Consider the following 24,654-nt stretch of genomic DNA (forward strand, 5'->3'; position numbering starts at 1 on the left):
TTCTTACGTCATGATTTCCTTGACTACGCGAGCAGGCTCGACACCGGTCAGTCGCATGTCGAGTCCCTGAAACTTCACGCTCAGATGCTCGGGACTAATGCCCAGCATATGCAGCATGGTCGCGTGAAGATCTCGGACGTGAACAACATTCTCGACCGAGTTGTAACCCAGGTCGTCGGTCGCTCCATAGGTGAGGCCACCTTTCACCGGACCACCAGCGAGCCACATGCTGAAACCCTTGATATGGTGATCGCGACCGACGTTCCCTTTATTCGACTGCGACATCGGTGTACGACCGAACTCACCACCCCAAATGATCAGGGTGTCTTCCAACATTCCACGTTGTTTCAAGTCAGTCAGTAAGGCATACGTCGGCTTGTCGGTCAGGTTGCAACAGACGTCCATGTACTGTGCTAAACCGTTGTGGTGATCCCAGCCGCGATGATAGAGGTGAATGAAGCGAACGCCACGTTCAGCAAGTCGTCGAGCAAGCAAGCAGTTCGAGGCATACGATCCGTCTCCTGGCTTGGCTCCGTACATATCGAGAATATGCTGAGGTTCGTCCGACATATCGGTCAGCTCTGGCACCGACATCTGCATACGGAAAGCCATCTCGTAAGCGGCTATTCGGTTCGCAATTTCTGGATCGCCAATCGCATTCTGATGATGACGGTTCAAATCGCCGATTGCATCAACCAAGTGACGCTGCTGACCAACACCAACACCGTTCGGGCTGCGAACGTAGTTCACGGGATCACCGGTCGAGCTGAACTGCACGCCTTGATAGCGACTCGGCAGGAATCCACTTCCCCATTGTCGGGCGGCGATCGGTTGAGGGTTTCGACCACCTACGCTCGATAGGACCACGAAGCCTGGTAGTTCATCGGTTTCGCTGCCGATGCCATAGTTCACCCAGGCACCCATCGACGGGCGACCGCTAATCACCGTGCCCGTGTTCATGAACGTGTGAGCCGGGTCATGATTGATCTGCTCGGTAACAAGCGAACGAACGATGCAGATGTCGTCCGCCATCTTCGCGTGCCACGGCAAGTAGTCACTGATCTCTTGGCCACTTTGGCCATACTTCTTGAACTTGGTAATCGATCCTAGGCACTTCAATTCCTTGCCTTGAAGCTGCGCGATCGGCTGCCCATCGGTATACGAGGACGGAACTGGCTTGCCATCCATCTTCGACAAGATTGGTTTGTTGTCGAAAGTCTCCAAATGGGACGGGCCACCTGCCATGCACAGGAAGATGACACGCTTGACCTTCTGGGGCAGGTCGGGAAATTGAGGCTGACCTGGCACGCCTCGAGGTTGGTCGCCCGTTTTGGCCGCTTGTCCGTCACTTGCTAAAAGAGAGGACAACGCAGCCGAGCCAAGTCCAACGCCGGATCGGGTGAGAAACGTGCGACGATTAAGTTGCATCGGATGAAAGTTAGACATGTCTGCCCCGTTTCTTAATTGCGAGTGATGAATTCGTCGAGATTGAAGATGACACGCGCCACCTGAGTCCAGGCAGCGAGTTCGGCAAGTTCCAAGGTGTCGTCGGTTGGTTTCAAACCGATCGCAAGTAACTTGGCAGCCGCCGCCGGATCTTTCTCATAAATCTGGCGGTTCTCATTCAAGATTTGTGTCAGGATTTGCTTCTCCGCTTCGTCTGGTTCTCGGGAAAGAGCCAGTTTGTAAGCGACGTCGAAGCGAGATTGGTCGTTGGTATCGGCCTGGGTCAAGATTCGCGAGGCAAACTCGCGGGCCGCCTCGATGTACGTCGGATCGTTCAGCAGCGCCAACGCGGCGAGCGGCGTGTTTGATGTCGGACGTTGGACCGTGCATTCTTCGCGCGTCGGAGCATCGAAGGCCATCAAGCTTGGGTGAACAAACTGGCGTTGCCAATGAACATAGACGCCTCGCCGCCACTGCTGTTCGTTCTCGTCCGCATGGTAGGTCCGTTGTGGAAAGTTTAAGTTGCGGTAATATCCCGTCGGCTGGTATGGCTTGGCACTGGGGCCGCCGTATTCCAGGTTCAGCAGTCCGCTCACCGCGAGGGCATTATCTCGGATCATTTCCGCTGATAGCCGATGGCGAAGCTGATGGGTGTAAAGTCGGTTGTAAGGATCTTTCTCTCGGGCCTCGGCGCTGGCCTGCGATGACTGCTGATAGGCGGCCGTCATCACCATCTCCTTGACCATGCGCTTCATATCCCAGCCATGCTCGTAGAAATCGATCGCCAGATGATCAAGCAGTTCGGGATGGACCGGTGGTTCGCCTTGGCCACCGAAGTCGCCCAGGCTCGAAGATAAACCTATGCCGTAGAACAAATACCACAAGCGGTTCACGAAGACACGTGAAGTCAATGCACCGGAACCTTGCTTGGTATCGACCAGCCAATTCGCGAGATCGAGCCGTGAAGCACGCTTGTCGTTGGTGTTAATTGAACCAAGGAACACAGGGACCGCCGGGGTAACAACAGCACCCGTTTCATCGAGCCAATTGCCACGTGGTAGAACACGCATCGTTCGTGGTTCGATCGATTCCGTCACCATCGTCAGCCGGGCCGACGCGTTCAACGCGTCGATCTGCTCTTGCAAGCGTTTTACCTCGTCCGTGGCAGACCCTTCTGGCATCTGATCGAGTTCCGCTTGAAGGCGAGTCAGTTCGGCCCGCTCTCGCTTGGACAAAACCTTGATTTCGGGAGGACGCTTCGTGGGTAACGCGTTGGTTCCCACTTTGAAGTGCTTCGCTTCATCCACATCCGCAAAGAATGCGGCCAGCGAATAGAAATCGGTGATGGTGTAAGGATCGTACTTGTGCGAGTGGCATTGCGCGCAACCGACGGTGGCGCCCATCCAAACTTGCGAGACGTTACGAACCCGGTCGGCGGCATAAATCGCCAGGTATTCTTTCTCTTGAAGTCCACCTTCGTGCGTGGTCTGCAACAAGCGGTTGTAACCGGAGGCGATTTTTTGATCGATCGAGCTATTAGGAATCAGGTCGCCAGCAAGCTGCTCTCGCGTGAACTGATCGAACGGCTTGTTGTCGTTAAAGGCATCAAGAACGTAGTCGCGGTAGGGGGAAATGTTGTGATCTTGGTCACCGTGGTAACCGACCGTGTCTGCAAAGCGAACCAAGTCCAGCCAGTAAGCAGCCATCCGTTCGCCGTAACGATCGGAAGCGAGCAGGCGATCTACCACCTTCTCGAATGCTTCCGGCGACTCGTCATTAACAAACGCTTCGACCTCTTCCGCCGTTGGGGGAAGCCCCGTCAGGTCGAAGGTCACTCGACGAATTAAGGTAACCTTGTCCGCTTTGGGCGAGGGAGCAAACCCTTCTGCCTCCATTTGAGCGAGTAGATATCGATCGATCTCGCTCTTTGCCCAATCTTGATGCGCAACTTCTGGAACGGGCGTCGACTTGGGAGGAACGTACGCCCAATGTTGTTCAAACGGGGCACCTTCTTCAATCCAACGCCGTAGCGTGGCGACTTGCTCAGGCGTAAGTTTCTTGCCCGATTCGACTGGTGGCATCCGCATGTCTTCGTCGGCAACGATACGGGCAAAGAATTCACTTGAGTCGACGTCGCCAGGAACGATCACGCTTTCGGTCGCGCTCTTCTGGTCGTCCAGACGTAAGTCGGCCTCACGGTGATCCGGATCAGGGCCGTGGCAATAAAAACAATTCTCGGAAAGGATCGGCCGTACGTCACGATTGTAGTCGAGCGGCTTCTCTCCCCAGGCGGGGCTGGAAACCAGCAACAGGATGCCGGTAGTCCACGAAAACGTAGATAGGGTGTGCCTACACATATGCGGGTATTGCTTTGTTATCGGTGAGATTAGGTTTCGGGGGAGCTCGTCATTGCTTCGTAATGACGCTTCACTTGTTCTGGCGCTAAGGCCTTATCATAGATGGCGATCTCGTCGATCTGCCCTTCAAATTGTCGAAAAGTACGAGACGAATCGATCTGGCCTACGACCACAGTGTAGGCCAAGTCATCGTTGAAGCTCAACGCGTCGGAGATGCCTTTATGCTGACCGTTGACGTAGAGGTGTGTTCCTTCATTCGTCTTCACGGCCACAACATGCGTCCATAAACCAGGAATGCACGAATTCGGGCTGAACGAGTTCAAACCGCCAGCGTAAGTCTTGGCAGGATAGCGGTAAAGCATCCGCACTGTGGCGGGACGATGGACGAGGTTGGTGCGATTCGCATATTCCAATAAACATAGGTGAGTCTGTCGTTCTGGGTCTTCTTGTTCCACAGGCAGAACACCCAGGAAAGTCCCCCAGTGCATCCGGTGAGCCCGAACCCAGAACTCGAGGGTGAACGAGCCCTTGTTCATCCCTTCGATCGGTTCGCTCAACTTCAAGTAGCGTCGTTCTCGGCTGCGTTTGAACTCCAAGGTTCCCTGCCCCATCATCAGCGAGTTATCACTCGCGAGATGAAGTTGACCGGCGTACCGATCCGACATGTGATTACGGACTAAGTCTCCTTCGATATCGCCATCCTCAAAACGCCAATAAACGATCGGCTTCTCTTGCTTGATCATCGCGGCGTAACGAGTCGAAGGGTAGAGCGAAACATCGTCGACCGGCATCACTGCGGTGCGTGATGCCTCGTTGAAGGCTGCCGAAATAACTTCAAGCTTCGTGCCCTGAAAAATGGCGGTATGGTCGGCAGAAACAAGCTCGTTCAAAAGAGTATCGCCGTTGTCCCCTAACATCGAAGCCATCACATCGCCATGGTAAACATCGATATGCCCCGAGTCATCGGGATCGACACGGTAAACGAATTCACTCGATCCATTCGCGATCGCCGACACCGGACCGTTGAGATAAAAGTGTCTGGTTTCCGGAGGGGTAAGGACCGATGTTTGGCCACTTACCAAGGTCGCTTCCATTTCGGAAATCAGGTGCAATTCAGCAGGCCCGGTGACCTGAACCCGCACGCCGGAAACGAATTCCAATTGGATCCGGCCTCGATTCAAGCGGAGCATGCCGGGCTTCACGCGGTCGCCTACTGAAAGTGTCTTGGCATAGGTATCGCCATCGCTTAGTTCGCTCTTGGAGACAACAATCGCGATCGGCCGCGGACCACTCAATTTCGACTCGGTGTAATCGACCATTGGCTTGCCGAACACCGCCACGCGTACCGGTTCGACAAAGATCACACTGGATAGGCCGACGAGCACAAGCAAGCTTAGCGCGATCGCAACTATCATGGGCCAGCGTCGAGCGTCGGTTTGACTCGAGTGAATCGGGATCGCTGGTGCCGAGAGGAGTTGGTGTTCCAGTTGTGCTTCTAGCTCTGCCTGTTCGACATAGGCTTGTCGAAACTGGGCATCGCTTAGCAGTCGATGTTCCAATTCGGCAAGTTGCTCTGGCGTGATCTGCGATTGAGCAACGCGATCGAACGCCAAACGAGCCTCTTGTTCGAGTTTATTGGACGGGGAAGTGGGCATGGAGTGACTTTGGGGGCTATTCATCAGACAACGCAACCCTCCGCCGCACACATTGGGCGAGTCGATCACGGATTCGGTCAAGACGCCGATAGAGCGTCTTCGAGGTTGTGTTGAGTGTCTGTGCTAAATCGTTGATGGTGGTGTCAGATTCGTAGCGAGATCGCAACAGGGCCAAATCACGGGGAATGAGTTGGTCAAGGCACTTCTGGAGTGCTTGGCATCTCGCGTCAAGTTTCTCGCGAGATGCTTCGTGCGTCTCCGCCAAGGTTTGCATGACGTTCTCGGAAAAGACCATGCGGTCCCGCGCGATCCTACGGCGGAATCGAAGGGTTTCAAAGTAAGCGAATCGCTGCGCCCAGGGGATGAATTCCCGCTCGGGATCGTATTCGTCGAACTTCTCCCATAACAAGATGGCCGTCGCCTGCCATACCTCTTCCGCGTCATCCAGTTTGGGTACCAGCGTGCGAATATAGCGCATCAAAGGACGCTCGGACTTCACGATCAACTCGACAAAAGGTGATCGATTGCTCCTAGTTTCACCAGGCTCAAGCATTCGCGAGTAGTAACGATGAAAAACGGTTTCGGTACGGGGCTACTTCTATTCTACCGGAGGAGCTCAAATTCCCCGGATAAATTAGTCAGATGGTCTATTTCGTGATACTTCAGAGGGGAAATAGAGAAAAGCGAGAAAGGTTGAAAAAAAATTGGGGAATCGAGATTTTCGCGGAAGAATACCTGCGACAGAAGATCTCGTTGTTAATCTCTTTCCGAATTTTGCCTGGTCTCTACGAACCTTATCCGAAAGGGCCATGCGGTATGAAATCGCATAACTCTCTACGTGGTTTCACTTTAGTGGAACTGTTGGTCGTCATCGCCATCATCGGTGTGCTCGTTTCGCTGTTGCTGCCAGCGGTACAACAAGCCCGGGAAGCTGCAAGGCGGATGCAGTGCACAAACAATATGAAGCAGCTTGGTATTGCCCTGCATACCTACCACGATCAGTTTTTAGGTTTCCCTCCAGGATCGGTTAGTTCAACGGTCCCGCGAAATGGGGGAGGGAGTGGGAATAGCTTTGGTTTTAGTTTCTACGGCTTGATGCTTCCCTTCATCGAACAAGGCCCGTTGTACGACAGTATGACCTTCGTCGGTGAGTCTCCTGGGTACATCAACGAAGGTTCTGGTAGTGCGGGCGATTTCAACCGCCAGTACATTCTGGCTGCCGGTGCTATCGATGTGATGCGATGTCCTTCGTCGACTGGTCCGATCCAAAGCGCGAGTTCTTACGCTCCAATGGCCCATTACGCTGGCATCTCCGGATGTGCCGAGCCAACTACCTTCACCGAAAACCGAATTTCCACGGTTACGGTCTCTGGTCAACCGACATTGCTATCTGGCGGTGGAATGATGTTGCCGAACTACTCGACCGGGTTCAAGTCGTGCACCGATGGTTCGTCGAACACGCTGATCTTGGGCGAGCTTTCCGGGGCTCTGAAGCGACTCGATGGTAGCTATTCCGAGCTTTCCGCTTCGGGAACAACCCATGGTTGGCCCATGGGGAACCGCGTAACGGGTTATCCACCGAATCTCGACAACGGTTCCAATAGCGACCAACGCTGCTTCAACATCAATACGATTCGCTATTCTCCCAACCAAGAACCGTTCGCATTTCAGGTGTTCCCTGGGATGGCCAGTAACGTTGGAGCCAACAATCCGCTGACCTCGCGACATCCTGGCGGTGTGATGGTTTGTCATGCGGATGGTTCGATTCACTTTCTGCCGGAAACAGTTAACCTCGAAACACTCAAGCAGATGGCAACTCGCGACGACGGTCGGGTGGCAGCAAACAATTAGGCTGAACCGGGCGGTTTGCGTATTTTCAGTTTCACACGTGATTCATGTGAGCGAGTTTGGTAATGCGACGATTTGTATCATTGAGTTTGCTGGTTGGTACGTTGCTACTATCGGGTTGTTTTTCTGGAAGCGATTCGGGCCCAACCGGAACGGTCGATGGAAAGTTGACCAATAAAGGGAAGATACTTTCCTCCGACACGAAGGTAGTCTTCATGCATACCAGTAGCGGCGTTGCGGCTTTTGGAAGCACGCTGGAAGATGGAGCGTACAAAATCGATTCCTACAACGACGGCAACTTGCCGGTTGGTCTTTACCGCGTGATGATCCAACCCCCGGCATCGCAGCTCGGGGCGGAAGACGAGGAGCCGTCGGCCGAAGAATTGCTCGACAATCCAAACATCAACAAACCGAAGAAGACCGCAGCGGAATTCGCGTTCAAGTATCGGCAACTTTCGACGAGCGGATTGGAATACGAAGTCAAAGAGGGTGAAAATTCGTTCGATATTGACTTAAAGTAACTCGCTCAATTCTCCATTCAAAGCCAAGAAAATAGGCCAGCGTTATTTAACATAACGCTGGCCTATTTGTGTGAAACTTCGACCGTGGTCTACTCCCCTGCCCTTCTTAAGCACGGATGGTATCGGCCGAGTGAAATTCTCTCTTCTGCGGGCCCATTCGTTGCGAGACGCCCATACCTTGCAAAATAGTGTTGTAAGTATCGAGTCCTTCCGCGGCGACGTTCATTTGTTGCCCGGTCTTGAATCGGCCATTGGCCCCGGTGATCGCATGGAAAACGCCGGAGAGTTCTCGTTTCACGTTGTTGTGGCGACCATCCCCCGATTCGGTAGAAATGGTGATCAAGGAGTTCTCGAGAATCGTCTTCCCGTTCCCTTCTACCGCGTCTTCGCCGTCAAGTAGTTTCAGGAAGTAGGCAATCTCTCGCATTTTCATGTGAACATGAGCACGCAGTTGTTCGTTCTTTTTCTTCTCGTTGAACTTGTGCCACCATTCATGGCTGCAACCTTGATCGCCGGTCGCGTTGTGTTGCTTGGCGTCGTCGAACACGAAGCGTTGTTTCCCTTCGTATTCGTACTTGCCCGTCAAGCGAATTCGCTCGCCGGCGGATAAGAAGGTGAGCGAACCGAAACGGGTACGATCGGTTTGAATTGCCAGGGCGTACAAATCGGCCATCAAACGCCATTCCTCGGTCAATTCGTCGAGCGTAATATCGATCCCCTGCCCGCCTGGATCGGCTTCGATACCGTGAATAATGCGAGATGGAGCAGGCATCTCTCGGGCTGCTCTCCGCTCGCGAGATTCTTGGTCGTGTTTCAATGTTCGCTGCTCGAACTCGCGAATACGATCCAAATGATCGGCCAATCGGGCTTTTGAAACATCACCCAAAGGCGAATTCTGCCCTGTGTAGAACTTCGCTTGATCGACGACGCTATCGAGTACGCTCTTGGTGATACGTTGTTGACGTGGATCAGCCTCGGCCGCTTCCTTGCCAAAGATCCGTGTGAATAGTTCGCGCGGCTTCTCTTGAATCGAAGCGGCAGGCGTTCCATCTTGAGTAAAGCTGTGGATGTATCGCACCACGCGATCATTGCGCCGGAAGAACGTACCAGCGACCAATGTCGAAATCATCCCGGGTGGTAGTCCGTCGGCGTAATGCTCGGCTCGAACCATTTGGTCGATCGAAGGGCCTCCGGCTTTCGCCGTTCCATCGGCGGGCATGGCGACGAACGCGGCGGCCGATCCATCGTAATGAGCATTGATGCCAGGCATGTCGCAGCGAACATGATCGACATTCTGCATCAATAGAAGTTTCTCTTTCAGCGGCTTGAGCGGTTCCAAGACACCATCGTAGCCTTCCGCTTGCAACGGTGCCGGAATGCCGAGACCGAAGAAGACGTTGAACGCGCGGACCGGGATGGCCTTCTCGCTGGCGGCCTGGGTAGGCGCGACGAGCATTTCTTCCAGAAGGGGCAAACCAATCGTCACCGAGCCAAGCCCTTTCAAGAGCGTGCGGCGGTTGATACGTGACTTCATCATGGGGAGCAATCCGATAGGAAGGGTAGCAGGAAGGTGGGATTAATTCGCGTCGTCAGGCTGGACGACACGTGTGGTTTGAACCAAGTCGCTGAGGACGATTGCTTTCACCAACGCGGCGTAGGTACCGCCTTGTTGCTGAGCTTGCTGGTGGATGGGGTTGAGGTACGTTTCGTCCTCCTGAACAAGGGGTCGTCCCAGGGCAAATTGTGTGATCTTGCGAGTGATGCCCATGCGCACACGTTCGCTCGAAGCAAGGATATCCATTAGTTCCTTGGATGATTGGTACGAGACAGGTTTCTCTGCGCCAGGCAAGATAATCTCGCCATCGTCACGCAGGGCATTGCCATGTTCGTCTTGCTCGTGATACACACCAATCCCATCGAACCGCTCGAGACCGAATGCGAGCGGCTCGAAGCGGGAATGGCAACCGCCGCAAGCATTGTTGTTAATACGCTGCAGCGCGACATCCCGTTTCGTAAGTCCTGGCTTCGTGGGAATCGGTGTTGTGTCTACGCACGGTGGCGGTTGACCGACACGGCTGTAAAGCAGCTCGTGCAAAATGAAAAGTCCACGTGTCACCATCGAAGCGTGATCGCCTCCCATGGTCAGGGTACTTCCTTGCGTAAGCAGACCACCGCGGTGGGGAATCTCGGTCAGATCGTACTTTTTGATCGGCTGACTTTGTGCGAGGATTTCAGACTCGCTCAGGGCTCGATCGTAAATCGCCACGCGATGAAGCGTTCCCAGCCAAGGACGATCGTTGGTCGCTTCGTTCGCCAAGACCAATTGATAGCTGCCATCCCAGCCGACGATCGGGCCAATGTTCTTACGTTCCCCTTCTAACTTGCCGTTGATGTACAGACGCGATGTGCCCTTGGTATCGCAGGTGAAGACAACGTGCGTCTTTTCGCTACGAGCAGACTTCGGCTTACTACTCACCGAAGGAATACCGTTGCGATCGGTCCCTTTCGCACGTAGGCGGAAGTCAAACTTGTCTTTGTCCTGTCCCAGGGTGAAGTTGCGTTGGCTGGGATTATTGGAAATCGAAACGATACGGGCGGGGCCTTCCTGTTGATCGTCCGCCGGAGTCAGCCAGGCTTCGATCGTCATCTCATTCGACTTTTGAATCGCTCGCACTAAACGCTGTGGTGGCTTCTCCGTGGCGATTCGTGTTGGTTGAAGAACCTCCAGGCCATCCGTGGTCCACTGCACATTGGCAGGGCTGAAGATTCGTAATCCCAACGAAGCATCGGCGGTTAACGATTCGCGAATCCGATCACCGGAACCCGATTCAAAGTTATAAAGAGCGAGCAGTCCATCGGAAGTATTGGTTGCGATGTTGCCGCCTGCTTCCCCTTGCCCAAGCTGGTAAAAACGAGCTAAGCGAGGCGAAACAACCGTGACTTGGGCATTCATTAAGTCCGCTAATGGCCGTTTCTGCTGCCAGGCGACTTCGCGAAAGAACGCGAGTGTCTCGTCCTGCATGTCTTCGGCGAGTGCCGCATCCCAGTTGGGAAAATGCTTTTCGTTTGGACGTAGACTTTTTAGCCTACCCAGATCGAGCCACTGCTGAACAAAACGAATCGATTGATCGACGGCTCGCGGATCGCTCAGCATCCGGTCGACCTGATGCTCGAGCTCCCTGCCCTGCAACTTGTCGGTGGAAGCCAATGCCAAAAGTGTTTCGTCTGGCGGCCCTCCCCAAACGATATAGCTGAGCCGATTCGCCAACTCAAACTGGTTGGGGCGAATCGTCGGTCCTTCGCCTGTTTGTTGTTCCAAACGATAGATAAATCGCGGCGACTGAAGCATGGCCGTTAGTAGGTAACGAACGGCTTCGGCGTACGTTCCCTTCTCACGGCCGATAACTTGTGGAATTTGCAGATAGATCTTAACTTCTCGGTCGGTAAGCGGCCCCCGTAGCACGCGGCGTCCCATCTTCGAGATCAGCTCCCGCATGTCCTTGTCGGCGAGACTCTTTCGCTTACTGAATTGGCTGGCAAATCGAACCGGATCGATTCGTGAGACGACCAATTCGGCCAGCTTGGCATACGCTTCGACATGTTCTAAATCGATGGTCTGCCCGTAGGCAGTGTTCGAGAATCCATCCGCGCGAACGTCTGGGGGAAGAATTTTCTGAGCGTCGAGCTCGATGTTGATTCCAAACGTTTGGCGAACGGTTTCGATATATTCCTGTTGCGTGAGTCGTTGGACCCAGTTCTCTGCTTTGCGCGCCAGCAGATGGGACGCAGGATCGATCTCACGTAGTGTCCAGAGGGCACCTGCGTCGAGCCACCGTTTGAGCGACTGTTTCTCTTGGGCGCTCAGTGGCGGGCGATTTTGCGGCATCTCGTCCGCTTCGATCAATTGCCAAAGTAGGCTTTCCTCGGCGTCGCCCGGCTTCCACGCAGGACCGCTTTCGCCCCCTTCCCGGGCGGACGATTGTCGGGCGAGATTTAAGTTCCCCTCTGCTTTCGCAGAAGAATGGCATTCCAGACAATGCTTCGCTAAGATCGGCGCGACTTCCGTCTCGAACAGCCGGGCGGTCTCTTGATTGTCCTGGGCGACAACTTGGCGGAAGGGCAGCAAAGCCAATAATGCCAAACTGGCAAGAAATAGCCCCCGAATAGGAAAAAAGGCCGATCGTCTCGTCATGCTGGTTAGCCGTCAGAAAGAGACCGTAGGGCGATCTGCCGACGCCGAACGCGTGTCAAGGAAGAAATCGTTCAATGTGGGGTAATTAGATTTCTAAGCGAGCGGCGTCATGCTGTCAAATTTTCGGTCGGAATTCCATCGGCTCGAAACATGTCTACTTAATTCGCATGCTTACTTCTTCTTGCCTCCTCCTCCCCATGTGGGCTTTGGAAAGTCCTTCTTCCACGCATCGTATTTGGCTTTTAACTGGCTAACTTTATCTGGGTGTTGAGCAGCGAGATTAGTTTGTTCTTCTTTGTCGTTAACCAGATCGTACAGCTCTGGCTTGCCAGAGCCACCGTTGCTCATCACTAGTTTCAGATCCCCTTCGCGAACTGCCCAGTTGAATCCGCTTTTCCAATACAGCGTGTCATGCGGTAGCGTCGGTGAATTACCCGTTAAGAAGGGGAGCAGATCGACGCCGTCGAGAGGTTTGCCTGGCGTTTGCTTAATCCCGGCAGCGTGCATCACGGTGGGAAACACATCGAGCGCGATGACCGGTTCATCGACTTTTTTCCCGGCAGGCAAAACGCCCGGCCATTGAATAGCAAACGGAACGCGAATTCCACCCTCCCATGTGCTTCCCTTGCGGCCCCGTAGTGGCGAATTGTCGTGACCTTGTGCGCCGCCGTTGTCGTTCAGGAAGATCACCAGCGTGTTGTCGGTGAGTCCTTGCTGATCGAGTTCGTCCAGAATAACACCGACCGCTCGATCAAGAGCAATCGTCATCGCTCGGTGCTTAGCGTCCTTTTGGTCATCTCCGAGAGCGTCCAGATCTTTTTGCAAAACGTGGTTGGGTGTGTGAATCGCATTGAACGCGACATACATGAAGAACGGCTGGTCCTTTGAGTCGGCGATGTACTTGGCAGCCGCGTCGGCCAACTCGTCGGTCATGTACTCGAACTTCTCAGGCCGCACTGGATCGCGATCCCGCAGCAATTGATTCAATCGTGTTGGCTTCTTCAAAGGAAAGTAGCTACGAGCTCCTTGCAGGAATCCGTAGTAGTCCGTGAAGCCACGCGACATGGGATGAAACTGCGGAGCGTAGCCCAAGTGCCATTTCCCTAAGGCGATCGTCCGGTATCCGGCTTCCTTCAAAACGGCGGGCAAAAGCGTCTCGTCCAGATGTAAGCCGTTCGTCTCGCTGTAGACCGGAGGGATATTGAACTCGTGCCCAAAGCGATTCTGATATCGTCCCGTTAGCAGCCCGGCCCGCGAGGGACTGCAAACGGTTCCAGAAACGTAACCGTTGGTGAACATCACTCCGTTTTGTGCGATTGAATCAATCCGTGGCGTTGGGAATCGATCGGCACCATGCAACGAGAACTCGTGATAGCCAGCGTCGTCCGAGAAGAGAAGCACAATATTTGGCTTCCCCGTTCTTGCCGGATCCGATTCCGCGGCGATTACCAGGTCGTTGATGACGCCAAGGGAAAGGGTGACAGAGAGGGCAACGCAAAGAGTTTGAAAGCGATTCATAGAACATTAATCTCACGGAACGAGGCGTATGCTTTGTGCGATTTGGCGCGATTGGGCGGATTGTCTACGTCTGGGCTGCATTAACCATTTAGGGGCATGGATGGATGAAAACTGCGCTAAATGACCGGCGCAGGTGGCCTTCCTATTTTCAGAGAGGTATGTTGACAGTTGAGACTGAGCTAATTGCTCGTCCGACGGATAGCCCCAACCACAGAATTCGGTAGGCGACACGGCATTACCATCTTACTTGTTCAGGTGCCCCATGAAAAACATTGGATTCGGCTTGCTGCTGACATTTTTCGTAGCTGGGATTGCATGGTCTCAGGAAGCGGAGAAAGAAGCTCCGATGCCTCCTGCGGAAAAGGAAACTTCCACGGAAGAAGCTTCTACCGAAGAGATTGCCCTGACCGAGGACGAGTCGGCCATCTTCAAGGCCATCGATTCCTACACCGCCGCGTTCAATAAAGGAGACGCCAAGGCATTGGCCGAGCATTGGACCGAGGATGGCGAGTATGTCGCACCCTCAGGCAAGGTCTCGAAAGGCAAGTCGGCGATGGAAACGGAGTTCGCCGAGTATTTCAAACAGTCGCCCGGTGCCAAGCTAGAACTGCGCGACACGCAGGTCAAAATGGTCTCGCCGCGGGTCGCCTCGGAAACAGGGATCGCCGTGGTGATGGTCGCCGATCAAGATCCGAGCGAAACAACCTACGAAGCCATCCATGTAAAAACGGCCGAAGGCTGGCGAATTGATACGATTAAAGAGGAAGCCGCACCGGAACCCGCTCCGACACATTACGAGCAACTTCAAGCCCTGGATTGGATGATTGGGACTTGGGTCGATAGTGAAGGGGACAACGCTTCGATCGAAACGACCGGTCGCTGGACAACCAATCAGAACTTCATTGTTCGCACGTTCCGCGTCTACATTCAAGATCGCGTCGATTTCGAGGGAACTCAGGTCATTGGTTGGGACCCGAGCAACAATGCAATTCGGTCTTGGACATTCGATTCCGATGGCGGCTTCGGTGCCGGTCTGTGGTCCAACAACGGCAATCGCTGGAGCGTTCAAACCTTGAACGTGCTGCCCGACGGTCGTCGAGCTTCGTCAACGAATATCTACGACCTGATGGATGAAAACACGATCGAATTCCATTCGATCGGTCGCCAGGTTGATGGCGACCTGTTGCCGAGCATCGACACGTTGACGATCATTCGCTCCGAATAACGCCCCCACGCGATAGCCCCAAATCAGAAGGATTCCAATCCATGAAGACAAAACTGACGACCCTGCTGGTCGCGATGGTAATCGGTGCCTTGGTCGTATCCGACGTTTCTGCCCGCGGTGGCCGCGGCGGAGGTGGTGGCGGAGGCGGCGGTGGTCGCATAAGTGGTGTGGGCGGTTCTCGGCCTAATATTAGCTCGCGCGCCCCTTCAATGAGCCGCCCCTCTCCGAGTCGCCCGGCCGTCACCCGACCGGCAACCGGGGGAAATTCCATCAGCCGTCCCACTTCGAGTCGCCCGACGTTCAGCCGACCTGCAACGGGAGACAAGCCATCGTTCTCGCGTCCGTCGGCATCAAGGCCGAACATGAATCTGCCGACGCCCCAGCGCCCCAACATTAGTCGGCCTAACATCGAGCGGCCCAATACGAATCGACCAACCTTTGACAAACCAACACGACCTGGCGTGAACATTCCTGGGATTAAGGATGGAAATCGCCCTGACTTCTCGCGCCCCAACATCAAGCCTAACCCAGGCTTCGATCGTCCTGCGTTTTCCGATCCAGGATTTGCGCGTCCTAGCAACAACGACCTGAAGGATTTCCTGAACCTACCAGGTACCATTCCTTCGAATCGTCCTTCCACCCGGCCGGCAACACGCCCCGGTAGTGGTGGCAACCGCCCTGGTATCGGTGACCGCCCTGGTATCGGTGACCGCCCTGGTATCGGTGACCGCCCTGGTATTGGTGACCGCCCTGGTATTGGTGATCGACCTGGTATCGGTGACCGCCCTGGTATTGGTGATCGCCCTGGTATCGGTGACCGCCCTGGTATCGGTGATCGCCCTGGTATCGGTGATCGCCCTGGCATCGGTGATCGCCCTGGCATCGGTGATCGCCCTGGCATCGGTGACCGCCCTGGTATCGGTGACCGTCCCAATCGACCAGATCGTCCGAACATCGGTAATGGCGATCGCAACAATATCAACATCAACATTGATCGCGATAAGAACATCAACAACATTCGCAACAAGTGGGTGAACCGTCCTCCCGGGAATCGCCCGTTCAATCCCAACTGGTGGGACGGTAACCGGTATCACAACAATCCCCATTGGCACTGGCACAATCACTGGAATCACTATCCGGCAGGATGGTGCTGGCGACCCGCAACGTGGGTAGCATTCGGATCTTGGTTCACGTGGGGTGCCTGGACGCAGCCGTACGCGTACGACTATGGTTCGACCGTTGTTTATCGTGACAACTATGTTTACGTTGACAACAAGCAGTACGCTTCAGCCGACCAGTACTACAACCAGGCGGTGAATATCGCGGATAGTGTTCCCGAGAATGTCGACGACGCCAAGGTCGAATGGATGCCGCTGGGCGTGTTTGCCATTTCGGAAGAAACGGCCACCGATACGGGGTTGATGATTCAGCTGGCCGTCAGCAAGGAAGGGATCATCGCTGGAACGTTCTACAACGACATCACCGGTTCCGACCGACCGCTGGAAGGGATGGTCGATCAAAAGACTCAGCGGGCAGCTTGGAAGTTTGCCGATGGCAAGGACGAAGATATTGTCATGGAAACCGGGATTTATAACCTGACCCAGGACGAAGCGACCGCATTGGTGCACTTCGGCAAAGACCAGACGCAAACCTGGTTGATGGTTCGACTGCCGGAACCAGAGCAAGATAAATCGGAAGACGCAGCAGAGACGCCTCAGTAATCCGACGCTTACCTTGCTTTAAGAAATAATAAAGCCGCACGATCTGCTCAGCGAATCGTGCGGCTTTTCTTTTCATCGAATATCGACAAGGAGTTGTAGCAAGCCGGACTTATTTCTGCTTGTCCTTCCACCACGCATTCCACTGCTTCGACAGGGCATCTACTTTCTCTGGCTGCTCTTTCGCCAGGTCATGAAGTTCGGTCGGATCGTTCGCCAGGTTGTACAGCTCCCAATCACCCTTGCCAAGTTTGACCAACTTCCAGTCTCGGTCACGAATCGCTTGTGCCTTTCCGAATTGCCAATAAATTGGCCAAGGGCGAGTATCCTCCTTACCGGTGACCGTTGGCACGAGCGAATGTCCGGCTAACTCCGGTGTCACCTGTTGCCCCGCTAGTTCAAGCATCGTGGGCATGAAGTCGACCAAGTGACCCGCTTGATCGGTCAGACTTCCTGCCGCGATTTTCTTCGGCCACCAGGCAATCATGGGCGTCCGCGTTCCTCCTTCGTAATCGGTCGTCTTGTACTTTCGATACGGGGTGTTGGAAGCGTTGGCCCATGTTCTTCCCTGCGTTAAATAGCTGGTCACTTCCCACGGCAGCGATCCTTTCACGGTTGAACGGTCAGACGAGTCTTCGCAGGCGCCATTGTCCGATAGAAAGAAGATGATCGTATTGTCGGCTTTGCCCGTCTCTTTCAGCTTCGTCAAAATGCGGCCGATATTGCGATCCATGCGATCGATCATCGCCGCGTAAGTCGCCATGCGGAGGTCCCACCAATCGCGATCCTCTTGGGCAATCGAATCCCATGCCGGGAGTCCCGAATCACGTGGTGAAAGAACCGCATTGGGCGGCAACACACCGAGCTTCTGCTGCTTAGCAAAGCGTTGTTCACGCAGCTTATCCCAACCAATCTTCCCATACTGACCGCGATACTTAGCGATATCTTCTTCACTCGCATGCATCGGATAATGCGGGGCCGTATAGGCTACGTACAACAAAAACGGCTTGGTCTCCTCTTGGTATTGTTCCAGGTAATCCACGGCGTAATCCGTGAATGCGTCGGTCGTGTAGAACTCTTTCGACTCCGGCGTGTAGGGTAAGAATTCTTGATCGTCGATCGCCCAGCGACGAACCTTCTTCTTGGCTGGTTCTGCTTCATCAGGTCGGGCATGCCCAGGGTTCCAGAAGTTGCAGCAACCATCGGTCAGTCCGTAGTATCGATCGAAACCTCGTTGGTACGGTGTTTGTCCCGCATGCCATTTACCGACCATCAATGTGCGATAGCCTGCATCACGCATGCGTTCGCCAAACGTTGGCGCGCTGTAAACAACATTGGCGGACGCACCCACATGATGCCACCAGCGACCGGTCAAAAGCGAAGCACGCGTATGTTCGCACTTGGCGTTGTTATAGAAAGTGCGAAACCGCATTCCTTCTTCGGCCAGACGATTAATGTTCGGGGTATCAATCTCGCCGCCATAGCAGCCGATGTCAGAAAACCCCATGTCATCGCACATAATCAGTACGATGTTAGGCCGACTGTCTTCCTCGGCAAACGAATTGGTACAAGCGGATACCGCCAATCCAACGGATAAGCAAATAATGATGATCGAACGCATGAGACTCTCTCGGGGATGGGGATATGAGCTAGTTGGAGGACTTCGCTTTGGCTTCTTTCAAAACCGGATCGTTGATGGCCTGCATGTTGGCTAAGATCTTGGCATCCAATTGCTTGATCACGCTTTGGACTTCTGGCGAATTCGAGGCGATCAAGTTATTCGCTTCCGCTGGATCTTCGGTCAGGTGATAAAGCTCGTCACGTCCTTCATTCAAGAAGTCACGAATCAGTTTCCACTCCGATGTACGGATCATCCGCATGTGCGTGTGCGATTGATGCTTCGTACTGTACTCGGCGTAAAAGTCGTTATCCCATTTGGCATCGTCACCTTTTAGCAGGGGCACAAAACTGTTGCCGTGGATCTTAGCATCGGCAGGCAACTCGGCACCGGCCATTTCCAGAAGGGTCGGAAACCAATCGAGATTGGAAACGGTCTTATCGATCGTGCTCCCTGCCTGCACGACACCAGGCCAACGAATCATCGTCGGAACCCGAATCGAATTGTCATACATGTTCGGTCGCTGGCCTTTGGGAATGTTTTTGGTGAACGGCGGGTTCTCGGTCAGTACCCAGTGCCCGTTTCCTTTGTGCCAAATGCCGTTGTGTCCCATGTTGTACCCATGATCGCTGGAGAAGATGACAATCGTGTTGTCGTCCAGGTTCTTCTCTTTCAGGAGATTCAAAATACGACCAACGTTACGATCGACACTGGCAACGCTGGCCAGGTATTCGCGGGTCATCTTCTTCACGCGGTCGACGTTTAATTTCGGGTAATCTGGGTTGGGGATCATCGGGTCGAGATCCTTGAACGGAGCCCAATCTTCGTCCGCCACCGGAAGCCAGGCAGCGTGTGGGGCGCGGTAATGAACCGACAAACAGAACGGCTTGTCCGAATCGACGTTCAGAAATTCGAGCGCATGATTGGTCAGAATATCAGGCGTCAGACCTTCGAACTTCTTTGTCTCGCCGTTCTTTTCCAGGGTGGGGTTTTTGGGCGAGTTGCCACCACCTCGGAAACCCATAAAGTAGTCGTAGCCAAACTTGGTGGGATGCATCGCATCGGTTAGCCCCAGATGCCACTTGCCAACCAATCCGGTACGGTACCCGGCGTCTTGCAATACCTTGGCCCATGTCAGCGTTCCAGGCTTCAGGCCAGCCTCTGGTTCACGCTGAGGATGAAGCCAATCCGTGATTCCCAGTTCGCTCCCGTACTGGCTGGTCATTAGCGACGCCCGCGAAGGACTGCAAACGGGCGTTACCGTAAACGCGTTGGTTAAATAAACGCCTTCCTTTACGAGCGAATCGAGCACAGGCGTATGCGCTTGGTCGTAGCCGGAGGCATTCAGCGCCCAGGGGGCTTGGTCGTCGGTGAACAGGAACAAAATGTTGGGACGTGTATCGTCCGCGGCGGTAGCAATCGCCGACAGAAGAGGGAGCAGCAAAAGTGCCAAAAGCGGTAGCCAAGAGCGGGATCGGGGCATGAGTCGACCTTATCGCAGAGAAGTGAGAGTTTTCGGGGAGGGGATGAGCGGAAACTGACAACGAATTCCCGCAAATAGTTTAAGGTAGGTGATGCGTTCATCCTAATTGAAAACGAATCAACACCCAACCGTTGTCAGTGAAGCGAAAGATCCCGGTCGAATTAAACAGCCTCCAGCAGACGCTGCTGATCACATTGGGTGGTCGGGCAGATGAAAGCCGGTTGGCCGATTCGCTGCTGCAAGATCACTTCGCGGCAGAGGCGAAAGAACAGATCGATTTCGATTTCTCCAAGATCCGGCTTTCGCACGATGGACTTGTCGCGTTAGCCGTACGGGCGCATACGCTCGACGATTGGATTCGTGATTTTCTTGTCGCCCACGAATCTCCGACGGTCATTCACTTGGGGTGTGGACTCGATAGTCGCATCTTCCGTATTGATCCGCCGCCGGAAGTGTGCTGGTGGGAAGTCGACTTCCCGGAAGTCATTCGCTTGCGACGATCACTTTTTCCAGAACGGGAAGGATGTCACTTTCTGGAGGCCTCGATCTTACAGCCAGGTTGGCTCGATGCGATTAAATCTACTGGTCCAGTGGTGGTCGTAGCGGAAGGGATCTTAGCTTACTTTGCATCCCGCGAAGTCACGCAGGTGCTAAACGATTTAGTAAGGAAGTTCCCCGCAGGCGAGGTCCTCTTCGATGCCTACAATCGCTGGGGAATTTCGTACTTGAATCGACTCCCTTCGCTGCGTCTCGGAGATGCCAGGTTGAAATTCGCGCTGAACGATCCCAGGTCGCTCGAGACTAGCGTGCCCGGATTAAAGCTCATCGAAGAGCACGACGGAGCCCCTCAGCAGCAGATCCGCCGTGCCTCTGCTTGGATGCGATACGGATATCGTCTCTCGCAGAAAATTGCCAGCTTGCGCCGGATGGGGCAACTACTTCGTTATGGCTTTGGTTCCGCGGGCGAGCCGCCCGGTGAGTTGGGCAACATATTTACCAAGTAGGCAACCAGCACGGCCAAATAGAACTGTCCGGTAACCGATTGCAGCCAGGCCAAGGTCCGCGAAAGATCGCTTGTCGGAAGGATGTCGCCATAGCCCAGTGTCGACATCGTGACGAAACTGAAGTACAGGAACGTCGACAGATGGGGATGATCGTCTGCTGCTAGATCGATATCGGGAAAATAAAACGGTGTTTCTTCGATGTAAATCAACGCCGAATAACCCAAAGCCCACATAAAACCGAGCAGTAAGTAAACGCAAACCGCGCCCAGCAATGCGTCTGGCTTGGCTTGAAACTCGACGAAAATTGACTTCAACAGCAGAAACGCTGTCATTCCTAGAAAAACGAAGCCGCCAATGAACTTCGCGATCGATACACCGCCGCCGGGATAGAACAGGGATGCCCAGTGTAATGACAAGCCGATTATAGCCACCGTCAAAATCACCCACACCATGACGTGGCGATTCCAGTTTGTATAAACGGACGAAGCGAACACGAGTGTCAAGAAGGCCAATTGAAGGTACTGACCGAACGCCGCATTCTCGAACAGCGGGCCAACGACCACGGCGGCGATCAGTGATAAGAGCAACAGCGAGAAGCGAAGGCGATTGCTCCGAACAAATGGTTGATGCTTACTGGACACGAGGAGGTCTCTCGGAGATGAAGAACGAGCGATTCACCGACGTTCCCGATTGTAACACGCAGATCAAGTCGTGTTTTCGGCCGTCGTCTGGTTCTTCGGTTTGCTATCGAACATCTCTCCCAGTCCACGGAAGATAACGAAGAACGACGGCACGAAGAGCAGCGAGAAAAGTGTCGCGGCCATCATCCCGCCAACCACCGCATTGCCCACCGCCTGACGACTCGCCGCACCGGCCCCCGAAGCCACCAGCAGCGGTAGGAAGCCAAGGATCGAGGAGAACGCCGTCATCAGAATCGCGCGGAAGCGGAGTGTTGCCGCATTGATGGCCGATTCCAATAAACCTTTGCCATCGCGACGTTGTTCGGCGGCGAATTCGACAATTAAGATGGCATTCTTACTGGCTAAGGCAACGAGCAAGACCAAACCAATTTGCGTGTACACATTGTTGTCCGCCCCGCGTGATAACAACGCCAATACCACGCCCAATGCCGACAACGGAACCACCGCGATCACCGCCATCGGACTGGTCCAGCTTTCATACTGAGCAGCCAGCACCAAGAAAACCAATGCGATGGAAAGAATCAAAATGAAAGTTGGGTTTTCTGTGAGCGAGGTCGATTCGCTGAGCAGCTTTTCCTGATACGACATCCCGGTCCACTGGAAGGAAACGCTACGGGGAAATTTCTCGGCAGCCATCTCTTCCATCAACTGAAGTGCCTGGCCGGAACTATGTCCGGGGGCAGGTTCGCCGTTGACTTGTGCACTAGGAAACAGATTGTAACGCTGGATAATCTGCGGACCGACGGTCTTCTCCACGGTCGTGAAGCTGCCCAATGGGATCATGTTCCCCTCGGCATTTCGGACTTCAAGCCGCAACAGATCGTCCGCTTCAATACGGTATTGGGGCGCGGCTTGAATTCGAACCTGCCACGTTCGCCCAAAGCGATTGAAGTCGTTCACATAGGCCGAGCCCATGAACGCCTGCATGGTGCTGAAGACCGAATTGAGCGGCACGTCCAGGCTCTTTACTTTGGTGCGATCGATATCGGCAAACAGCTGCGGAACGTTCGAGCGGAACGTCGTATTTAGACGCGTGAGGCCTGATTGCGAGTTACCATCGCGGACCATTTCATCGGCCAGTGATTGCAGTGAGGTGAGCCCTGCCCCGCCGACATCTTGAATCTGCATTTGGAAGCCACTTGCGTTGCCGAGACCATCGATCGGTGGCGGAGGAAAGACCACAACCTGGGCTTCTTTCAATTGCGATAAGCTGACTTGAAGTCGCTTCAGGATCCCCATTTGACTGAGGGCTTGCGTTTGGCGGTCTTCCCACGGTTCGAACACGATCGCGACCATTCCGCTGTTTGACGCGGGAGTTCCACTAAGAATCGAATAGCCCGTCACCGAAACCCAATCGGCCACTCCCTCGGTCTCCGACATGATCTTGTCGACCTTCCGCATTAACGCATCGGTTCGTCCCTGCGAAGCGGTATCGGGAAGCTGAATATTTGCGAACGCGTACCCTTGGTCTTCGATCGGAAGGAAGCCACTCGGGACCGAACGTAACCCCATTCCGGTCAGGATTAATAACGCGAAGAAGATCACCATCGCAACGACGAGTCGACGGACGAGGGCACCGACGATTCCGGTGTAGCCTTTGGTTACGTAATCGAACACGGAATTGAAACCGGAGAAGAATCGCTTCAAGATTCCATTGACCAGCGAGCCACAGAACCACCCACCGATTGCAACAACAATCGGCGCAATGACGGCCACCGCCCACGAGGTCATCCCGAAGCCGGTGAGGTATTGATACGCAAACCAGCAAGCGATTGCACCAAAGAGTAAGGCGATTACCGTACGCGGAACAAATTCGCCTCGCTTGGCGGTTTCTGCCGAGGGGCGAAGTAAAAGTCCACAAAGTGCTGGACTAAGCGAAAGCGCGTTGATCGTACTTAGCATCACCGCCGCGGAGATCGTCAAGGCGAATTGCTGATACATCTGGCCGACAATACCACCCATGAATGCCGTCGGCACGAACACGGCGAGCAAGACCAGCGTGGTGGCGATCACCGGACCGGTGATTTCGTCCATCGCTTTCACCGCGGCCTCTTTCGACGAAAGACCTGCATCCAAATGGCGGGCCGTGTTCTCCACCACCACAATGGCGTCGTCCACGACGATGCCGATCGCCAGGACAATTCCAAACAGTGTCAGCATGTTGATCGAGAAGCCGAGCCCGGCCATCACGGCAAACGTTCCGATCAACGCGACCGGGATGGCGGCCGTGGGAACCAGCGTTGCTCGCCAGTCTTGGAGAAAGATAAAGATGACCAGCACCACCAACAGCACGGCCATGAATAATGTGGTGTAAACCTCTTCGATGGAAGCTTCCACAAAGCGAGTGGTATCGAAAGGAATATCATAGCTCATTCCTTCGGGGAACTTCTGCTTCATCTCCTCCATCTTGGCTTTCACTGCCACGGCCAGGTCGAGGGCGTTCGCCTCTGGCAGTTGATAAATGGCAATCGCCGAGCAGGGAGCTCCATTGGAATAAGCACGATAGTTGTAGGTCTGTGCTCCAAGTTCAACCGTCGCGACATCGCGGAGTCGAGTGATCCCCGATCCTTCGTTCGTCTTGATGATCAGGTCTTCAAACTGGCTGGTCGATGCCAAGCGTCCCTGTGTGTTGATCACCATTTGAAACGCGGTGTCGTCTGAGGTTGGCGGTTCACCCACGCGTCCCGCTGGGACCTGTACGTTTTGTTCCTGGATAGCGGCAATCACGTCGCTGGTCGTGAGGTTTCTGGTTTTGAGCCGAGTCGGGTCGATCCAGACTCGCATGCTGTAGTTGGCCGCACCGAAGATGTTGATCGAACCAACGCCGTCGATTCGCCCCAGGTCATCGCGCATGTTGATGGTGGCGTAATTGCTGAGGAACAGCCCATCATGCAGCGGGTTCTCGGACGTGAGCGTGATGAACTGAACGATCTGCGTCGATTGCTTCTTCGTCGTCACCCCTTGGCGACGCACATCTTCCGGTAGCTTCGGCTCGGCAATCGCGACACGGTTTTGGACGAGCACCGTCGCCATATCCATATCAGTACCGGTCGCGAACGTCACGTTCAGCGTGTACGAACCGTCGTCGGAACAGGTCGACGACATGTACAACATGTTTTCAACGCCGTTCACTTCCTGCTCGATCGGCGAAGCGACCGTTTCCGCGATGACCTGTGGATTGGCACCAGGGTAAAACGCGGTGACCTGAACCGTTGGGGGAGTGATTTGCGGAAACTTGGCGACCGGAAGTGTTGTCTGAGCAACCGCCCCAGCGAGGACGATTACGATTGAGATAACGGTCGCAAAGATTGGCCGATGAATGAAGAAACGGGACATGCGCGCGATTCCAACCCGAGTAGAGCGAGTGA

General features: G+C 54.3%; 16 protein-coding genes. 5 read left to right on the forward strand and 11 right to left on the reverse strand.

All coding sequences use genetic code 11. The features are described 5' to 3' along the window. Window positions 1-3: 3 nt before the first annotated feature. Genes C5Y83_RS02920 through C5Y83_RS02935 form a run of 4 tightly spaced genes read right to left on the reverse strand, consistent with a single transcriptional unit; the run spans window position 4 to window position 6,011 of the window. A complete protein-coding gene (locus tag C5Y83_RS02920) occupies window positions 4-1,446 on the reverse strand; it encodes a DUF1501 domain-containing protein (RefSeq protein WP_105328152.1) in 1,443 nt (480 codons plus the stop codon). A 14-nt stretch (window positions 1,447-1,460) separates the two neighbouring features. Continuing rightward, window positions 1,461-3,803 carry a PSD1 and planctomycete cytochrome C domain-containing protein gene (locus C5Y83_RS02925; protein ID WP_105328153.1) on the reverse strand — a complete coding sequence of 781 codons (2,343 nt, stop codon included), beginning with the start codon at window positions 3,801-3,803 and terminating at the stop codon, window positions 1,461-1,463. Window positions 3,804-3,832: 29 nt separating this feature from the next. Further along, window positions 3,833-5,458, reverse strand: coding sequence for a LamG-like jellyroll fold domain-containing protein (locus tag C5Y83_RS02930; RefSeq protein ID WP_158262207.1), 1,626 nt, complete (start codon window positions 5,456-5,458; stop codon window positions 3,833-3,835). 16 nt (window positions 5,459-5,474) lie between these two features. Continuing rightward, complete coding sequence (locus C5Y83_RS02935) at window positions 5,475-6,011, reverse strand: sigma-70 family RNA polymerase sigma factor (protein ID WP_105328155.1); 537 nt, start codon at window positions 6,009-6,011, stop codon at window positions 5,475-5,477. A gap of 263 nt (window positions 6,012-6,274) precedes the next feature. On the opposite strand from C5Y83_RS02935, the gene C5Y83_RS02940 reads away from it, so the two are divergent. Together C5Y83_RS02940 and C5Y83_RS02945 are read left to right on the forward strand one after the other, a co-directional pair. Continuing rightward, window positions 6,275-7,309, forward strand: coding sequence for a DUF1559 domain-containing protein (locus C5Y83_RS02940; RefSeq protein ID WP_158262226.1), 1,035 nt, complete (start codon window positions 6,275-6,277; stop codon window positions 7,307-7,309). 62 nt (window positions 7,310-7,371) lie between these two features. Then, entirely contained in the window at window positions 7,372-7,827 is a 456-nt protein-coding gene (locus tag C5Y83_RS02945; RefSeq protein WP_105328157.1) for a hypothetical protein, read from the forward strand. 106 nt (window positions 7,828-7,933) lie between these two features. Here the strand turns inward: C5Y83_RS02945 and C5Y83_RS02950 are convergent, their stop codons facing one another. The 3 genes from C5Y83_RS02950 to C5Y83_RS02960 all read right to left on the reverse strand — a co-directional run bounded on the left by C5Y83_RS02950 (window position 7,934) and on the right by C5Y83_RS02960 (window position 13,537). Next, a complete protein-coding gene (locus tag C5Y83_RS02950) occupies window positions 7,934-9,364 on the reverse strand; it encodes a DUF1552 domain-containing protein (RefSeq protein WP_105328158.1) in 1,431 nt (476 codons plus the stop codon). Between the two features lie 39 nt (window positions 9,365-9,403). After that, window positions 9,404-12,019 carry a DUF1592 domain-containing protein gene (locus tag C5Y83_RS02955; RefSeq protein WP_105328159.1) on the reverse strand — a complete coding sequence of 872 codons (2,616 nt, stop codon included), beginning with the start codon at window positions 12,017-12,019 and terminating at the stop codon, window positions 9,404-9,406. 171 nt (window positions 12,020-12,190) lie between these two features. Then, window positions 12,191-13,537: a sulfatase-like hydrolase/transferase gene (locus tag C5Y83_RS02960; RefSeq protein ID WP_105328160.1), complete on the reverse strand. Its 1,347-nt coding sequence runs from the start codon at window positions 13,535-13,537 to the stop codon at window positions 12,191-12,193. 262 nt (window positions 13,538-13,799) lie between these two features. Between C5Y83_RS02960 and C5Y83_RS02965 the strand changes: the two genes are divergently transcribed. Next, window positions 13,800-14,762: a YybH family protein gene (locus tag C5Y83_RS02965; protein ID WP_105328161.1), complete on the forward strand. Its 963-nt coding sequence runs from the start codon at window positions 13,800-13,802 to the stop codon at window positions 14,760-14,762. 41 nt (window positions 14,763-14,803) lie between these two features. Beyond that, window positions 14,804-16,483 carry a mu-protocadherin- cell-suface protein gene (locus tag C5Y83_RS02975; protein ID WP_146117601.1) on the forward strand — a complete coding sequence of 560 codons (1,680 nt, stop codon included), beginning with the start codon at window positions 14,804-14,806 and terminating at the stop codon, window positions 16,481-16,483. A gap of 109 nt (window positions 16,484-16,592) precedes the next feature. Here C5Y83_RS02975 and C5Y83_RS02980 read toward each other — a convergent pair whose 3' ends face one another. Together C5Y83_RS02980 and C5Y83_RS02985 are read right to left on the reverse strand one after the other, a co-directional pair. Beyond that, the gene (locus C5Y83_RS02980; RefSeq protein ID WP_105328164.1) at window positions 16,593-18,101 is read right to left on the reverse strand and encodes an arylsulfatase; all 1,509 of its coding nucleotides are present in this window, start codon (window positions 18,099-18,101) and stop codon (window positions 16,593-16,595) included. A 28-nt stretch (window positions 18,102-18,129) separates the two neighbouring features. Then, window positions 18,130-19,581 carry a sulfatase gene (locus C5Y83_RS02985; protein ID WP_105328165.1) on the reverse strand — a complete coding sequence of 484 codons (1,452 nt, stop codon included), beginning with the start codon at window positions 19,579-19,581 and terminating at the stop codon, window positions 18,130-18,132. Between the two features lie 137 nt (window positions 19,582-19,718). On the opposite strand from C5Y83_RS02985, the gene C5Y83_RS02990 reads away from it, so the two are divergent. Then, window positions 19,719-20,585, forward strand: coding sequence for a class I SAM-dependent methyltransferase (locus tag C5Y83_RS02990; protein ID WP_158262209.1), 867 nt, complete (start codon window positions 19,719-19,721; stop codon window positions 20,583-20,585). Here C5Y83_RS02990 and C5Y83_RS02995 read toward each other — a convergent pair. Then, window positions 20,525-21,226 (reverse strand): potassium channel family protein, encoded by a 702-nt coding sequence (locus C5Y83_RS02995; RefSeq protein WP_105328167.1) that lies wholly within the window; start codon window positions 21,224-21,226, stop codon window positions 20,525-20,527. The genes C5Y83_RS02990 and C5Y83_RS02995 overlap by 61 nt on opposite strands. 63 nt (window positions 21,227-21,289) lie before the next feature. Next, window positions 21,290-24,622: an efflux RND transporter permease subunit gene (locus C5Y83_RS03000; protein WP_105328168.1), complete on the reverse strand. Its 3,333-nt coding sequence runs from the start codon at window positions 24,620-24,622 to the stop codon at window positions 21,290-21,292. Window positions 24,623-24,654: the final 32 nt, after the last annotated feature.

Origin of the sequence: Blastopirellula marina (assembly GCF_002967765.1) — a bacterium.
GTDB classification, from domain to species: Bacteria; Planctomycetota; Planctomycetia; order Pirellulales; family Pirellulaceae; genus Bremerella; species Bremerella marina_A.

Bases quoted from the DNA above. Each gene is read 5' to 3' on its own strand.
- C5Y83_RS02985 (WP_105328165.1), bottom strand. From the start codon at position 19,581: ATGCCCCGATCCCGCTCTTGGCTACCGCTTTTGGCACTTTTGCTGCTC.
- C5Y83_RS02960 (WP_105328160.1), bottom strand. From the start codon at position 13,537: ATGAATCGCTTTCAAACTCTTTGCGTTGCCCTCTCTGTCACCCTTTCC.
- C5Y83_RS02955 (WP_105328159.1), bottom strand. From the start codon at position 12,019: ATGACGAGACGATCGGCCTTTTTTCCTATTCGGGGGCTATTTCTTGCC.
- C5Y83_RS03000 (WP_105328168.1), bottom strand. From the start codon at position 24,622: ATGTCCCGTTTCTTCATTCATCGGCCAATCTTTGCGACCGTTATCTCA.
- C5Y83_RS02935 (WP_105328155.1), bottom strand. From the start codon at position 6,011: ATGCTTGAGCCTGGTGAAACTAGGAGCAATCGATCACCTTTTGTCGAG.
- C5Y83_RS02925 (WP_105328153.1), bottom strand. From the start codon at position 3,803: ATGTGTAGGCACACCCTATCTACGTTTTCGTGGACTACCGGCATCCTG.
- C5Y83_RS02965 (WP_105328161.1), top strand. From the start codon at position 13,800: ATGAAAAACATTGGATTCGGCTTGCTGCTGACATTTTTCGTAGCTGGG.
- C5Y83_RS02945 (WP_105328157.1), top strand. From the start codon at position 7,372: ATGCGACGATTTGTATCATTGAGTTTGCTGGTTGGTACGTTGCTACTA.
- C5Y83_RS02980 (WP_105328164.1), bottom strand. From the start codon at position 18,101: ATGCGTTCGATCATCATTATTTGCTTATCCGTTGGATTGGCGGTATCC.
- C5Y83_RS02950 (WP_105328158.1), bottom strand. From the start codon at position 9,364: ATGATGAAGTCACGTATCAACCGCCGCACGCTCTTGAAAGGGCTTGGC.
- C5Y83_RS02920 (WP_105328152.1), bottom strand. From the start codon at position 1,446: ATGTCTAACTTTCATCCGATGCAACTTAATCGTCGCACGTTTCTCACC.
- C5Y83_RS02930 (WP_158262207.1), bottom strand. From the start codon at position 5,458: ATGCCCACTTCCCCGTCCAATAAACTCGAACAAGAGGCTCGTTTGGCG.
- C5Y83_RS02940 (WP_158262226.1), top strand. From the start codon at position 6,275: ATGAAATCGCATAACTCTCTACGTGGTTTCACTTTAGTGGAACTGTTG.
- C5Y83_RS02975 (WP_146117601.1), top strand. From the start codon at position 14,804: ATGAAGACAAAACTGACGACCCTGCTGGTCGCGATGGTAATCGGTGCC.